This is a genomic window from Yersinia pekkanenii, assembly GCF_001152565.1.
Lineage (GTDB): Bacteria > Pseudomonadota > Gammaproteobacteria > Enterobacterales > Enterobacteriaceae > Yersinia > Yersinia pekkanenii.
This window is the reverse complement of sequence record NZ_CQAZ01000002.1, coordinates 25,939-40,004: the sequence shown is the minus strand read 5'-3', so window position 1 is coordinate 40,004 and position 14,066 is coordinate 25,939. Positions and strand designations below refer to the sequence as shown.

Below are 14,066 nucleotides of genomic sequence, written 5' to 3'. Positions count from 1 at the left end.
GATTTTGGGTATACTGTCATCACGATAAATTTAACGAATAATGCCCCGTGCTGAACGGGAGAAAAAAGGCTTATAAGACTGTAGTATTTGCCATTCTCTGGCCAAAATTTCAATTTCAAGATCAACAGCGGCCACCAACTTGCCGGTATGATAAATCAGTTGATAAGCATTTTGAACCGCGAGCCAATCGTTACTATCAAGCCAATCAGCCCCCATTCCCGAATCTCTGATACCCACGGGTACTGCGCGATTACCTTCCGCAATAACATAAGGAGGAATGTCCTGTACCACACAGGCCCCTATTTTGATCATCGCATGGGTGCCAATCACACAAAACTGATGTACCGCACTTGCCGCGCAAATAACTGCAAAATCATCAACTTCTACATGCCCGGCCAACCCCACATTCGAAGCCAATAAACAGTGGTTACCGATCACACAGTCATGACCAATATGCACATGACTCATTAGATTATTGTTATCACCGATGTACGTTACACCGCTTCCTTGTATTGTGCCGCGATGAATAGTGACATTTTGCTGAATCAAATTACCATTACCAATAACAACTCGCGTTTGCTCACCTTTGTACTTCAGGTCCTGATTGACCTCTCCGATGGAGCAAAACTGTCCAATATTATTGTCACATCCAAGTTCGGTGAGACCATTAATTACAATATGCGATTTGAGCACCGTACCAGAACCAATAGTGACTTGAGAACCAATGTGACAAAAGTGACCAATCTGTACATTCGCACCAATCACCGCACCCTTCTCAATAATTGCAGAAGCAGAAATTATCGCGGTGTTATCAATCAAACTATTTAACTCTCCAGATAGAGGACTCACGTTACTACGTTGTGGGTAACTTCAGGGTCGACTAAGGATTAAACCCTCCGTTGGTTTAATCGGATTTACAAACAAAAAAGAGCTACAACAAAAAAAGGCCGCCATAAGGCAGCCTCATTTTGATCCGATTATAAACCAGTTAAGCTTTGGTGTGCGTACAAATATACTGATTGGCCTGCTCACCATCAACAATCGCCAGACGAATGGGCATTACGGAGATGTTGAGAGAAGCAATAACGTGCTCCTGGCTATTTTCTTTCTGGAAGATTAACGCCTCACCCTGACCTTCCGGATTAACTTTTACAAACTGAAACACTGAGTTATCGATAGTCAGTTGTTGATTCGGGCCATCCAATACCGCTGAAAGACCGCCCCCCTCTTTCAATTTGCAATCAAGGTTAATGAGTGAGGCTCCAGCAGCCTGCACCGGGTGCGAAAGACTACCTAAAGTCGCGGAGATGCCGACGATAACAGCGGCTAATGTTGAATATTTCATTTTATTAAGTTTCTTGGTTAAATTTCGGCGTCAGTATGCCATATCGGGCTGGTTAACAGGTACGTGCTACTTGGCCCACTGCGGTTTATTCAAAATGTGGTCTTGCCAGTCGATAACGTCGCTTTCACGTACTGCAATATGGCGTACCGAGATCCGTTCACCGTGCATCGCCGATTTTGAACCGGTTAATAGTGGATGCCAATTAGGTAAACCACGGCCTTCCCCGATTAAACGGTAAGCGCATGTAGGCGGCAACCAATCAAAAGTAACCAGATTTTCGCGGGTTAACTTGATGCAATCCTCTTCTAATTCAAATCGGTGCTCATAGTTGCGGCATTGACAGGTTTTAATATTGAGCTGATCGCAGGCCACATTGGTGAAATATATTTCATCCGTGTCCTCATCGATCAATTTATTCAAACAACATTGCCCGCATCCGTCACACAGTGATTCCCATTCACTATCTGACATTTCAGCGAGTGTTTTTTGTTGCCAAAAAGGAAGTTGTGACATGTCGGTATCCAGTAAGAATAAATGAACCGGTGGTTATAGACGCTTTGGCGGTCAGATGCAAGCCTTGCCGCCCGGCCTTATGGCACAAGCAGCAGAGTTTTCTTTAGATTATGCGGGTACTCAACGTCTTGCCATTCAACATAACTTTAAGCATATCACCCGACGTCATTGGCCCTACGCCCTGTGGGGTACCGGTGAGAATAATATCGCCAGCGCGTAAGGTAAAGAAGCGGCTAATATAACTGATCAGCGGAATGATCGGGGTTATCATGTCGCGAGTATTGCCCTGCTGGCGGATTTCATCGTTAATTATCAGCGATAAATCAACCTGTTGCGCATCGCCAAATTCTGCCACCGGTATAAAGCCGGAAATCGGGCAAGAGCCATCAAATGCTTTGGACTTTTCCCACGGCTGGCCGGCCTTTTTCAAGCCGGATTGCAACTCACGCAGGGTTAAATCCAACGCCACGCCATACCCGACAATCGCACGGGCCACCCTATCTTCACTGGCTTGTTTTAACGGCGTACCGATCAAGACGGCCAATTCGACTTCATGGTGTACCGCCCCGAAATCTTTTGGGATAGAGACCGGCTGACGAATATCACATAATGCCGTTTCAGGCTTGATAAACAGCACCGGCTCAACTGACGCTGTACTCCCCATTTCTTTAATATGTTCGGCATAGTTACTGCCTACGCAAACCACTTTACTCACTGGAAAATCCAGCAAAGCCCCTTGCCAGTCTCTATGTTGATACATATCGCCTCCCTTGAATTTACACCCTGCTGAATTTCCATCACGATGAACACTTGCCGCAGTGACACCACCATGCATATCACTATTCTTTGACCATAACCCTTATTGGCTTATGCCATCCGCCATCATACCAATACTGATGGCGAAATAATAAGAACGGTTCCAGTGCATAATGGTGCGAAAATTATCATAAACCAGAAACGCCCGCCCTTGCACATCATCGGGAACGATCACCCAAGCCTGTAAGTTTGAATCAGCCTTGTTGCCCCCCGATATCGGCGTCACCCCAAGTTGCTGCCACTGAGCAACCGTCTTAGCCTGGTTATCTTTCAACCCCGCCAGCTCAATATTGAATCCTTCCGGCAATTTTGCTTCCTGGCCCCAACCGATGCCGGGTTTCCAACCTTCAGTAGACAAATAGTTAGCAGTAGAAGCAAATACATCATCGATATTATTCCAAATATCGATTTTTCCATCACCATCACCGTCAGCACCATAGGTAAGGAAAGAACTCGGCATAAACTGGCTTTGCCCCATCGCACCGGCCCACGATCCTTTCAATTGTGGATCGTCAACCTTACCTTGTTGAATAATGTCCAGCGCAGCTATCAATTCTTTGGTGAAGAACGCTTCTCGTCGGCCTTCAAAGGCCAATGTTGATAAAGCAGAAATCACATCCTCTTTACCCTGGATCTTACCAAAACCACTTTCCATGCCCCAGAGTGCCACAATATAGCGCTCAGGCACGCCATAACGCGCTGCCACGGGTGATAACTGAGGCTGATAGCGCTGATAGATCTCTTTACCTTGCGCTATCTTTCTGGCGGTCAGAACTCTGGCAAGGTAATCATCCAGTGTCACTTTCTTCTCTAACTGATTGCGATCAGATTGGATCACCCGATCCACAAAATGAATATTTGCAAAGGCTTTATCAATAGTTGCTTTACTGATCCCTTGTGCGTGGGCTTGTGCTTTCAACTGTTCAACATAAGCAGGAAACTGTGCCGGATCCCGCCCCTGTTGAGATAAGGTGGTGGTAGTGTTTTTATTGGCGGCAGTTGGCGGTCTTAGCATAGATTGTGCTGCTGCGGTTGCCTTTGTATCCGCTGGCATTGGGGCTGCCGAATTTTCATTGGCACATCCCACTGAGATCAGCGTCGCCAGAGCAACTGCAATCATTGACAATTTCATCGACGCGTTCCTTGATAAAACCACAGCCGGGGAGGAGCTGGAAATTTAAAATAAGTTGAGTTTGATACCGTAACATCCTATTTATTATCACAATGGATGCCACAAAGGCAGGCAGTTTTAATTAAAAATCAAACTGATGCTTTGCTTTCGCCCAAATGCATTTTCAACAAACTTTCAGGCGGCGGCGGGACTTGCAGATAAAAACCCTGATCAACCAGCGCGTGTTTCACCTTCTCAATATCGGCAGTCGCTAAGGTCTTACGTTCATTTAATGAAAGTAGCATGGCAAATTGCGGCTTGCCAAAGCTGGCGAGTAACTCAGCCGGGACGCTAGAAAAATCATCTTTCTTTTCAATATAAAGGTAAGTCTGATCCCGTTTCGGGCTTCTATAGATAGCACAAAGCATGTTCTGGACTCTATTTGATGAATTCAATAATAAGACTGCATAATTAGTTGGGTATTATAACACGCCAGGCTATACGACACTTACGGGATCTCAGGATTTGCCAACAACTGAGTGAGAATTTTCTGAAATAATACGCCAAGGTATTTCGAATATCCGATAATAACAGCCTTCAACCACTCTATTTCATCACCTTAAAAGTGATAATACGGGAGAGCTATTACTCTATTTTATAAAAAACCACTCTGCGTGATAAAAAAATCACCACATTCGATAAAAAACAATGTCTTTTATGGGTGAACGTAACCCGAGATGAAGCAAATCAAATTGTTGAAAAAATACACAACTCAAGAACAGCAGTGATAACAAGCCAATATAGAGGCTCTGGGGCTAGCGAATAAGCGGAAGTTATGCTGTAATTTCTTGTCAGACTGGAGTCATTGTGACCTTAAGATTTCAATATATTGATACGGATAGATTTATTTTTATATTACCTATAACATGCTTGGGAACATCAGAATATTGTACCCCCGAATGATATTCTGGGGATTAAACGTAGCTGAAACTGAGTCAGGATAGATGTCACAATCGCCAATCGAGTTAAAAGGCAGTAGTTTTACCCTGTCGGTCATTCATTTACATGATTCAAGACCGGAGGTAATCCGTCAGGCATTGCAGGAAAAGGTGGACCAAGCCCCCGCTTTCCTGAAAAACGCCCCGGTTGTGATTAACGTTGCAACGTTACCTAACGGTGCAAACTGGAAAGATATCCAACAGGCTGTCACTTCAGCGGGTCTGCGTATTGTTGGCATCAGTGGTTGTCAGGATGAGCGTCAAAAACGGGCGATAGCACGAGCAGGGTTACCGTTACTGAGTGAAGGCAAAGGCCAGAAAATGGCACCCGAGCCAGTTACCAGCCCGCCGGAAAACGTTCCTACCCAAACACGCATCATCAACACGCCTGTCCGTTCCGGCCAACAGATTTATGCCCGTAATTGCGATTTGATTGTTATTAGCAGTGTCAGTGCCGGCGCTGAATTAATTGCCGATGGCAATATTCATATCTATGGAATGATGCGAGGCCGTGCGCTAGCAGGTGCATCAGGTGACGCCCAATGCCAAATTTTTTGCACGCATCTGGGTGCTGAACTAGTCTCTATCGCAGGGCAATACTGGTTAAGTGATCAGATCCCGAGCGGCTATTTTGGTCAGGCCGCGCGTCTGCATCTGCTGGATAACGCATTAACTATACAACCTTTAAATTAAGCCCTTTTGACAAGGAATCCATTTCATGGCACGCATTATTGTTGTTACATCGGGTAAAGGGGGCGTCGGCAAGACCACATCAAGCGCGGCTATCGCCACCGGTTTGGCCCAAAAAGGTAAAAAAACCGTCGTGATCGATTTCGATATCGGTCTGCGTAACCTAGACTTGATTATGGGATGTGAGCGCCGAGTCGTTTATGATTTTGTTAATGTTATTCAAGGTGATGCCACGTTGAACCAGGCATTAATAAAAGATAAGCGTACCGATAATTTGTATATTTTGCCCGCCTCTCAGACCCGAGACAAAGACGCCCTGACCAAAGAAGGGGTTGAAAAGATTTTAAACGATCTTGGCGAAATGAATTTCGAGTTTGTGGTCTGTGACTCCCCTGCCGGTATCGAAAGCGGAGCCTTGATGGCCCTGTATTTTGCTGACGAAGCGGTTATCACCACTAACCCTGAAGTTTCCTCAGTTCGTGACTCAGACCGTATTCTTGGGATATTGTCATCTAAGTCACGCCGGGCTGAACGAGGCCAGGAACCAATTAAAGAACATCTGCTGTTGACCCGTTACAATCCAGGGCGTGTTAATCGCGGCGATATGCTTAGCATGGAAGATGTCCTCGATATCCTGAGGATCCCACTGGTTGGCGTTATTCCAGAAGATCAATCGGTACTGCGCGCCTCGAACCAAGGCGAACCTGTGATTCTGGATAAAGAGTCAGATGCCGGTAAAGCTTATGACGATACCGTTGACCGTTTGCTAGGAGAAGAACGCCCCTTCCGCTTCATTGAAGAAGAGAAGAAGGGCTTCCTAAAACGCCTTTTTGGGGGATAAACCATGGCTTTGTTAGACTTTTTTCTGTCCCGCAAAAAACCGACAGCCAATATAGCCAAGGAACGGCTGCAAATTATCGTCGCTGAGCGTCGTCGTGGGGACAGTGAGCCCCATTATTTGCCTGACTTGAAACGCGATATTTTGGCGGTTATTTGTAAATATATCCAGATCGATCCTGAAATGCTGCATGTACAATTTGAGCAGAAAGGAGATGATATTTCGGTACTTGAACTTAACGTGACATTACCGGAAACGGAAGAAACACCTAAATGATTTCTTCGCAATAATTCCCCTCTGTATTTATTTACAGGGGGGAATTCCTTTCAGTTGGCTGTGTATATATCCAGTCTTATTGAAACAGTTAACCATTTACACCCAAGTAATAGGCTCAAACAAAAAAGTTTTAATCCCTATTTCAGTTATCCATAACGTACTGATGAATTAAAACTGAAACATTCAGAGTGAAGTTTGTTCCCTCACTCTGAATATTGATTAATACTGCTGTAAAATTTCGGTCAATTCCCTGGACAATAAATCACCACGCCAACCGCTTAATAATTCAGGCTGACTATCAGTTAACTTCAATTTCCAATGCCAACTGAGTAATTGGTTTATTTGTCGACGTGATGCCAGTAACTCGCTGCTAAGCCCGCTGCGCTCACTGACCGACAGAATCAACGCTTTAATATCTTTAAAGACTTTCTTGTAACCGGGCTGGTCAATCAAGTTTATGACCGGTGGTGGGAGTTGATCCTCAGGTACAGCATTCCCCTCAGCCACCAGCGCCAACAAGGTACGCCCATGATAGCGAATCTCCTGCCCACTCAGGCCCAGAGAATCCAGTTCACCCAATGAAGTTGGCTGATAACGGGCCACTTGCCAGAGGTTCTCTTCCCGCACCACGAAGTTAACCGCCAGATCACGCTCACGCGCCTGACGCAGCCGCCACTCAGCCAGTTTCTGCAAACAAGCCAGTTGATACCCACGGAGTTGCCAGGCATTGGTAATTTCGCGGTATGCCAGTTGCGGGTCAAGTGTCTCACTACGGCGGCGGCACAGTAGCTGGCATTCATCAATAGCCGCATCCATATGCCCTGCAGCGTCGGTAGCGTCAACTAATTTAGCCGCCAAAGGTAATAGATAGAACACGTCGGCTGCCGCATAATCGCACTGCTTTTCACTCAATGGGCGGGCAATCCAGTCGGTGCGCGATTCACTTTTATCTAGCTCGACCCCTTCAAACTCATTAACCAACATGGCAAAACCGCATGATAACGTGCGACCAGAAAATGCCGCCAATACCTGAGTATCAATCATCGGTGTTGGCATTCTGTCAAAGGCATTCAAAAACACCTCAAGATCTTCACTACCGGCATGCAGATACTTCACTACATTCAAATCTTGCAACAACTCACTAAAGGGTTGCCATTCAGTGATAGGCAATGGGTCAATCAGTGAAAGTTGTTCACCGTCATACAGTTGAATCAGGCCCAACTGAGGGTAGTAGGTGCGTGTTCTGACAAACTCGGTATCCAGCGCAACATGAGTATGTGCCCGGGCTTGTTCGCAGACCTGCTGCAACGCACTGTTAGTCATGATCAACTGATAATTCAAAACGTCATTCTCTATATAGTCGTTAGTCTATGACAAACACAACAACGCCGGTGATGACCGGCGTTGTTGATGATGATGGGGTGACGCCGTTAAGTTAGGCCGCGTCTTGATCGCAACCCTTAGCCTTAACTTGTTCGTCACGTAGTTCCCTGCGCAGAATTTTACCGACATTCGATTTAGGTAATTCGTCACGGAACTCTATTATTCTTGGTACTTTATACCCTGTAAGGTAGCGTCGGCAATGGGTTAGCAACTCTTCAGGTGTCAGTGACGCATCTTTTTTCACGACAAACAGTTTTACTGTCTCACCGGAGACCTCGTTAGGCACCCCAACCGCAGCAGACTCCAGGACTTTAGGGTGTAACGCAACCACATCTTCAACCTCATTGGGGTAGACGTTAAAACCAGAAACCAGAATCATGTCTTTTTTACGATCAACGATCCGCAGAAAGCCTTGTTCATCAAGTGTCGCGATATCACCCGTTGCCAACCAGCCATCTTTAAGAACTTCATCGGTAGCTTCTGGCCGCTGCCAATAGCCTAACATAACTTGCGGGCCACGCACCCATAGTTCGCCCGGTTCTCCTAATGCTACATCTTTGCCCTCATCATCAACCAGCCGTACATCCGTAGAAGGCACTGGCAGGCCAATACTGCCACTGTAGTGTTTCAAATCATAAGGATTGCCAGTGACTAACGGTGAGCACTCAGTCAGACCATAGCCTTCCAGCAAGTGCTTACCCGTCAGTTTTTCCCATCGTTCAGCAACGGCTTTCTGCACCGGCATGCCGCCCCCAACGGAAAGACGTAGGGAAGAAAAATCCAACTTGGTAAATTCTTCATTGTTTAACAGGGCATTAAATAAGGTATTCACGCCTGTCATTGCGGTAAATGGATAGTGGCTTAGCTCTTTTACCATTCCCGGAATATCACGAGGATTGGTTATCAACAAACTGCGCCCGCCCAACTCGATAAACAACAAACAGTTCATGGTTAAAGCAAAGATGTGATAGAGGGGCAGCGCCGTCACCACCAACTCGCGACCCGGTTGCAGCAATGGCGCATAAGCCGCTTTCGCCTGCTCCAGGTTCGACTGCATATTTCGATGTGTCAACATCGCTCCTTTCGCCACACCGGTGGTACCGCCAGTATATTGCAAAAAAGCCATGTCAGTATTGATGACATCCGGCTTAACATATTGCAGGCGACGGCCTTTTTGCAGCACGGAACGGAACGAAATAGCATCAGGTAAATAGTATTTCGGCACCAGTCGCTTGATGTATTTCACCACAAAATTAACCAGTGTCCCTTTTGCCGGCGACAGTTGATCACCCATACGGGTTAAAATCACATGTTTGACTTGGGTTTTAAAGACAATTTTTTCCAATGTATGGGCAAAATTTGAAACTATGATGATAGCCGCAGCGCCGCTATCATTGAGCTGATGCTCCAACTCTCGCGGGGTATACAGTGGGTTAACATTCACCACCACCATACCGGCGCGCAGAATACCAAACAAAGCGATAGGGTATTGCAACAGATTAGGCATCATCAATGCGACACGGTCACCTTTTTGTAACCCCAAACCTTGTTGCAAATAGGCGGCAAACGCGCGGCTACGCTCTTCCAACTTACGGAAGGTGAGCACCTCCCCCATATTGATGAACGCAGGTTGGTCCGCATAGCGCAATGCGGCGTTCTCAAACATTTCCACCAAAGAAGAATAGCGATCCGGGTCAATCTCTGCTGGGACATCCGCCGGATAACGCTTTAGCCATACTTTTTCCAAGGTAGGACTCCTTAAATTATTATTGAACGCCAGAGTAAGTCGCGAATTCATACCAGAACTTTAACAAAATTTTAACTCAGCTTACCAGTTTGCTTTTAAACAATGTTGAGGTTGAGATATGCGTCACTATTTTCTGGTGCTGAGATTGCCAAAATAATCGGGCCGACCAACTTCACCCAATAAAAACCAATAAAATCAAAGCTTTATTTTAATTTCACAATAAAAATAATGTAACCATTTGATTATAAATTCTTTTTATATCTAACTCTGCGTAAAATAGCGGTAAAAAAAGGCGCTGAAATCAGCGCCCTTTTCGATTAATCCCATCCCCTTTATTGCCTACAAGCTATGACACAAACTCACTATTCCGTGACAATAGTTTGTATCTGCGCTGGCCCTGGGTTATACCACCCTCCCCATCCCGGCCCCCACATTGCAGGGTTATGATACCCCCAAGGGCCCATGGTAGGTGGCATAATGACTTGTTGTTCAAGATTCCAACGTTTGTAACCCGTGGCGTTGATCACCACAAAATTATAAGGTGTCATGCCAATTTTACCCGCTTCCACACCGACAATTGGCCCGACAACAGTGACCAAATGACCACGAAAATCAACCGGTTCAAGGAAACCATTGATATAGGCAATCAGCCGCCCCTGTGAGGGTTCGCCTAAAATAGGCCGGGCACCGGAATCCAAAGGTACGCTGGCAATCTCCAACCGGGTGCGATGCGGCTCGTTGGTCACATTAATCACCGTGCCGCCGAAACGCGCCTCCTGACCGATAAATACCTGCGGTGAGGTCCTGACCAAATTAAGATTTTGCTGTGGTGTCGCCGTTGTACCTTGAATCGCGGGGGGGATCGTCACACAACCAGAAAGTAACAAAGCCCCTAAACCCAGCCAACCCGACATCCATTTACGGCTTCTACATTTTATAGATTGAGTTTTTGACGTCTTGATCGCCATCGCTTGCTACTCCTTATAAATTAGATAGCTGTCTTGATATTTTAGACGCTAATTACAATAATAAGTTGCTAAGTTCTAGCGTCCCGGCAATTTTTTCCAAGTCACTTCATTGCGCAGATACACTGGCTCAGCATTTTCCACACAGACAACCTGCCCGTTCGCCCATGCTGACAACGCCAGAGGCAACATATCTTCTGCGTGTGGCAATACTATTTGCCCGTCAGTCAGTGCCACATTACTAGCGCTAATCAGATCAGGATAAGTCTGCCAGCCGGTACCTACTGTGGCCCAATGACAACCCAACGATTGAGCACCTGCCAGCGCTTGTTCCGGTGTCATCACCGCCTCGGTCATCTCACCCAGCCAATGCCCTTCGGCGTTACGCTCAAACGCCCCCCAATAGACCTCCCCCATACGGGCATCAATCGCGGCTAATACGCGCCCCGCGCCAGTGAGACGAAAAGCCCCTTGAGCCATGGTCTGTAAAGTGGAAACACCGATCATTGGTAAGTCAGCGCCCAATGCCAACCCCTGACCAATACCGATACCAATACGGACACCGGTAAAGCTACCAGGGCCACGGCCAAAGGCTAATGCATCGAGTTGCTGAAGTGATAACCCTGACTCAGCCAATACCTGTTGCACCATCGGTAAAATTCGTTGGGTGTGTTCCCTTGGGCAAAGTTCAAACAACGCCTGAACTTCGCCGTTATTCCAGAGTGCGACAGAACAAGCCTCTGTTGCGGTATCGATCGCTAAAATTCGCGTGGACATGCCAACCTCGGCAGGAAAAGAGTATGAATTCAACATAGGGCGCGCATGATAGCACACCCCTCCTCGCTTTTCCCTTAATCGCGCTGCTTGAGAAAAGCGATGGCTTTCGCCAAATCTCTGGTTCGCGGTGCCGGTGGCAGGCTATTGAGGAACATCGCGCCATAGGGGCGCATCACCAGCCGGTTATCACAGATAATCAGCACACCGCGATCATCAATATCACGAATCAAACGCCCCACACCTTGTTTCAAGGTGATAACGGCATCGGGTAATTGCACATCATTAAACGGGTCACCACCACGCAGACGGCAATCCTCAATACGCGCTTTCAGTAAGGGGTCGTCCGGTGAGGTAAAGGGGAGTTTGTCGATGATGACACAAGATAACGCATCACCGCGCACATCCACCCCTTCCCAGAAACTGCTGGTGGCCACTAACAGCGCATTACCCGCCGCCACAAACTGCGATAAAAGCTGCCCTTTACTGGTTTCGCCCTGTACCAAAACCGGCAATGTCATGCTAGCGCGAAACTCCTCTGCCAGCCCTCGCATCATCTGATGTGAAGTGCACAGGAAGAAACAACGCCCTTTATTGGCATCAATCAGTGGTTTTAGCATCACCGCCAATTTGCGTGCCGCACCCGGTTCATTAGCCGCCGGTAGATTACGCGGCACACAAAGCAATGCCTGATTGGCATAATCAAACGGGCTGGGCAACAGCAACGTTTTGGCGTTGGTCAGCCCCAGCCGTGAAGTGAAATGCGACAATTGATCATTAACCGACAGCGTAGCTGAGGTGAAAATCCAGGTCCCCGGCTTTTCTTCTATTAATTCGCGAAAACGATCGGAAACAGAAAGCGGCGTTAGCGCCAGTACAAAATGACGTGAGTTACACTCATACCAATAACTGTAGCCGGGCGTAGTCACCTCTTTTAAGCGCTTAAGGCGGTTGCGATACACCGTTGCACGTTCAAAAGCAGCATCCAGCATGGCAGAACGGCCAAGTGAAAGTTTCATCACGTCATAGCACAGCTCCAGCGCATCATCGAGCAATAATAGCGCCCGTTGGATCGCCGGTTGCTCCATAACATCACGTAAATTGCCGCGATAGCCTGGGTCGCCAAGCACCAAACGAAAATCTTGGGTACTTTGTGTCAGACGGTCGGCACTTTTTTGCAATTGTGCGGAATCACACACTTCAGTGCGATAAGCAATAATAATGTCTTTTGCCAGATCCAACAGTTGCCTGCTGGTTAGCTGTTGGCCGAAGTATTGGCTGGCAATATCCGGGATCTGATGGGCCTCATCGAAAATCATCACATCGGCAGTGGGGATCAATTCAGCAAAACCGCTCTCTTTTACCACCATATCCGCCAGGAACAGATGGTGGTTGACCACCACGATATCGGCATCCATCGCCTTACGGCGGGCTTTTACCACAAAACAATCTTTATACAACGGGCAATCACTGCCCAAACAGTTATCATTGGTACTGGTGACCAACGGCCAGACAAAGCTGTCTTCTGCCACCTGGCCACAAGTGCTGATATCGCCGTCAACTGTTTCAGTTGACCAACCGCGCAAGCGAACTAAATCGACCAGTGTCTCACCGGCCAGCTCGCCACCTGCCAGTGATTGCTGCTCAAGACGCTCCAGACAAAGGTAGTTTGAACGCCCTTTTAATAGCGCCAATTTCCCTTTATATTTTAGGGCGGTAGCTACCGTGGGCAGATCACGGGAATAGAGCTGATCCTGCAAGGCTTTGGAGCCGGTGGAGATAATCACTTTGCAATCCGCCCGCAACGCCGGGGCTAAATAAGCAAAAGTTTTACCGGTACCGGTACCGGCCTCGACGACCAGTTGTTGCTTGGCATCAATAGATTCACTGATTGCCGCAGCCATCTGGCGCTGAGACTCACGGGGGTTAAAACCGGTAATGGCCTGCGCTAAAGCGCCGTCTGTTGCAAAATCGTCTGTCACGCTTTCTCTTCCGGGCGAAATCAGCGGTGATTATGCCAAGGCTATCGCCCCACGACTACACATTCTCGCCACAAGCTATGCTACCCTGATACTAACAACTGACATTGGCATTCACACACTGGAGTGAAAATGAGTATTAAGCGAATTAATCCGGAAAAACGTTGGTCAGATGCGGTGGTGTATAACGACACCATTTATTACACCAGCGTACCCGAAAATCTGGATGCCGATGCCACAGCGCAGACGGCAAATACCCTGGCGGCGATTGATATAATGCTGCATCAACTCGGTTCAGATAAAAGCCGTGTTCTGGACGCTACCATCTTTTTGGCAGACAGTGCTGACTTCGCGGCGATGAATGCAGCCTGGGATGCCTGGGTGGTTGATGGCAATGCGCCAGTGCGCTGTACGGTAGAAGCCAAGCTGATGAATCCGAAGTATAAAGTTGAAATCAAAATCATCGCGGCTATCTAGTTTTCGGCTCCTTGTTAGCAGGCTTCTATAACAACTATAGCCAAAGTAATTGGCGTTGCTGGTAGGCAGCCAGCAAACAACAAATCGATCGGTAACCGATTTGAACAGCATTTATGCTAGCCCGTAGGGTGAGCCTCAAGGATGAGGCTCAGTA

General features: G+C 47.3%; 15 protein-coding genes. 4 read left to right on the top strand and 11 right to left on the bottom strand.

Annotation, left to right across the window (positions count from 1 at the left end):
* Positions 1-30: 30 nt before the first annotated feature.
* The 6 genes from lpxA to AEP37_RS01135 all read right to left on the bottom strand — a co-directional run bounded on the left by lpxA (position 31) and on the right by AEP37_RS01135 (position 4,213).
* Positions 31-819 carry an acyl-ACP--UDP-N-acetylglucosamine O-acyltransferase gene (lpxA, locus tag AEP37_RS01160; protein ID WP_049608588.1) on the bottom strand — a complete coding sequence of 263 codons (789 nt, stop codon included), beginning with the start codon at positions 817-819 and terminating at the stop codon, positions 31-33.
* A 169-nt stretch (positions 820-988) separates the two neighbouring features.
* A complete protein-coding gene (locus AEP37_RS01155; RefSeq protein WP_049608585.1) occupies positions 989-1,345 on the bottom strand; it encodes a hypothetical protein in 357 nt (118 codons plus the stop codon).
* Between the two features lie 66 nt (positions 1,346-1,411).
* Entirely contained in the window at positions 1,412-1,858 is a 447-nt protein-coding gene (locus AEP37_RS01150) for a YcgN family cysteine cluster protein (RefSeq protein WP_049608582.1), read from the bottom strand.
* 103 nt (positions 1,859-1,961) lie between these two features.
* Positions 1,962-2,618, bottom strand: coding sequence for a fumarylacetoacetate hydrolase family protein (locus tag AEP37_RS01145; protein ID WP_049608963.1), 657 nt, complete (start codon positions 2,616-2,618; stop codon positions 1,962-1,964).
* Between the two features lie 99 nt (positions 2,619-2,717).
* Positions 2,718-3,806, bottom strand: coding sequence for a lytic murein transglycosylase (locus tag AEP37_RS01140; RefSeq protein WP_049608580.1), 1,089 nt, complete (start codon positions 3,804-3,806; stop codon positions 2,718-2,720).
* A 128-nt stretch (positions 3,807-3,934) separates the two neighbouring features.
* Positions 3,935-4,213, bottom strand: coding sequence for a YcgL domain-containing protein (locus AEP37_RS01135; RefSeq protein WP_049608576.1), 279 nt, complete (start codon positions 4,211-4,213; stop codon positions 3,935-3,937).
* 576 nt (positions 4,214-4,789) lie between these two features.
* Here AEP37_RS01135 and minC point away from each other — a divergent pair.
* From minC to minE, 3 genes are read left to right on the top strand one after another with little or no spacing between them, the layout of a single operon-like run.
* On the top strand, positions 4,790-5,476 hold the full coding sequence (gene minC / locus AEP37_RS01130; protein WP_049608573.1) for a septum site-determining protein MinC: 687 nt from the start codon (positions 4,790-4,792) through the stop codon (positions 5,474-5,476).
* A gap of 25 nt (positions 5,477-5,501) precedes the next feature.
* Entirely contained in the window at positions 5,502-6,314 is an 813-nt protein-coding gene (gene minD, locus AEP37_RS01125) for a septum site-determining protein MinD (protein WP_004390679.1), read from the top strand.
* Between the two features lie 3 nt (positions 6,315-6,317).
* Positions 6,318-6,587 carry a cell division topological specificity factor MinE gene (gene minE, locus AEP37_RS01120; RefSeq protein ID WP_002211180.1) on the top strand — a complete coding sequence of 90 codons (270 nt, stop codon included), beginning with the start codon at positions 6,318-6,320 and terminating at the stop codon, positions 6,585-6,587.
* A 219-nt stretch (positions 6,588-6,806) separates the two neighbouring features.
* Here minE and rnd read toward each other — a convergent pair whose 3' ends face one another.
* The 5 genes from rnd to AEP37_RS01095 form a co-directional block, all read right to left on the bottom strand.
* Positions 6,807-7,928 carry a ribonuclease D gene (gene rnd / locus AEP37_RS01115; protein WP_049608568.1) on the bottom strand — a complete coding sequence of 374 codons (1,122 nt, stop codon included), beginning with the start codon at positions 7,926-7,928 and terminating at the stop codon, positions 6,807-6,809.
* Positions 7,929-8,022: 94 nt separating this feature from the next.
* Positions 8,023-9,717, bottom strand: coding sequence for a long-chain-fatty-acid--CoA ligase FadD (fadD, locus tag AEP37_RS01110; protein WP_049608566.1), 1,695 nt, complete (start codon positions 9,715-9,717; stop codon positions 8,023-8,025).
* Between the two features lie 362 nt (positions 9,718-10,079).
* Positions 10,080-10,685, bottom strand: a complete 606-nt coding sequence (locus tag AEP37_RS01105; RefSeq protein ID WP_049608563.1) for a Slp family lipoprotein — start codon at positions 10,683-10,685, stop codon at positions 10,080-10,082.
* Positions 10,686-10,760: 75 nt separating this feature from the next.
* The gene (gene tsaB / locus AEP37_RS01100) at positions 10,761-11,459 is read right to left on the bottom strand and encodes a tRNA (adenosine(37)-N6)-threonylcarbamoyltransferase complex dimerization subunit type 1 TsaB (RefSeq protein ID WP_049608959.1); all 699 of its coding nucleotides are present in this window, start codon (positions 11,457-11,459) and stop codon (positions 10,761-10,763) included.
* Between the two features lie 74 nt (positions 11,460-11,533).
* On the bottom strand, positions 11,534-13,438 hold the full coding sequence (locus AEP37_RS01095) for an ATP-dependent DNA helicase (protein WP_049608561.1): 1,905 nt from the start codon (positions 13,436-13,438) through the stop codon (positions 11,534-11,536).
* A gap of 129 nt (positions 13,439-13,567) precedes the next feature.
* Between AEP37_RS01095 and AEP37_RS01090 the strand changes: the two genes are divergently transcribed.
* Positions 13,568-13,912, top strand: a complete 345-nt coding sequence (locus tag AEP37_RS01090) for a RidA family protein (protein WP_049608559.1) — start codon at positions 13,568-13,570, stop codon at positions 13,910-13,912.
* The last annotated feature ends 154 nt before the right edge of the window (positions 13,913-14,066 follow it).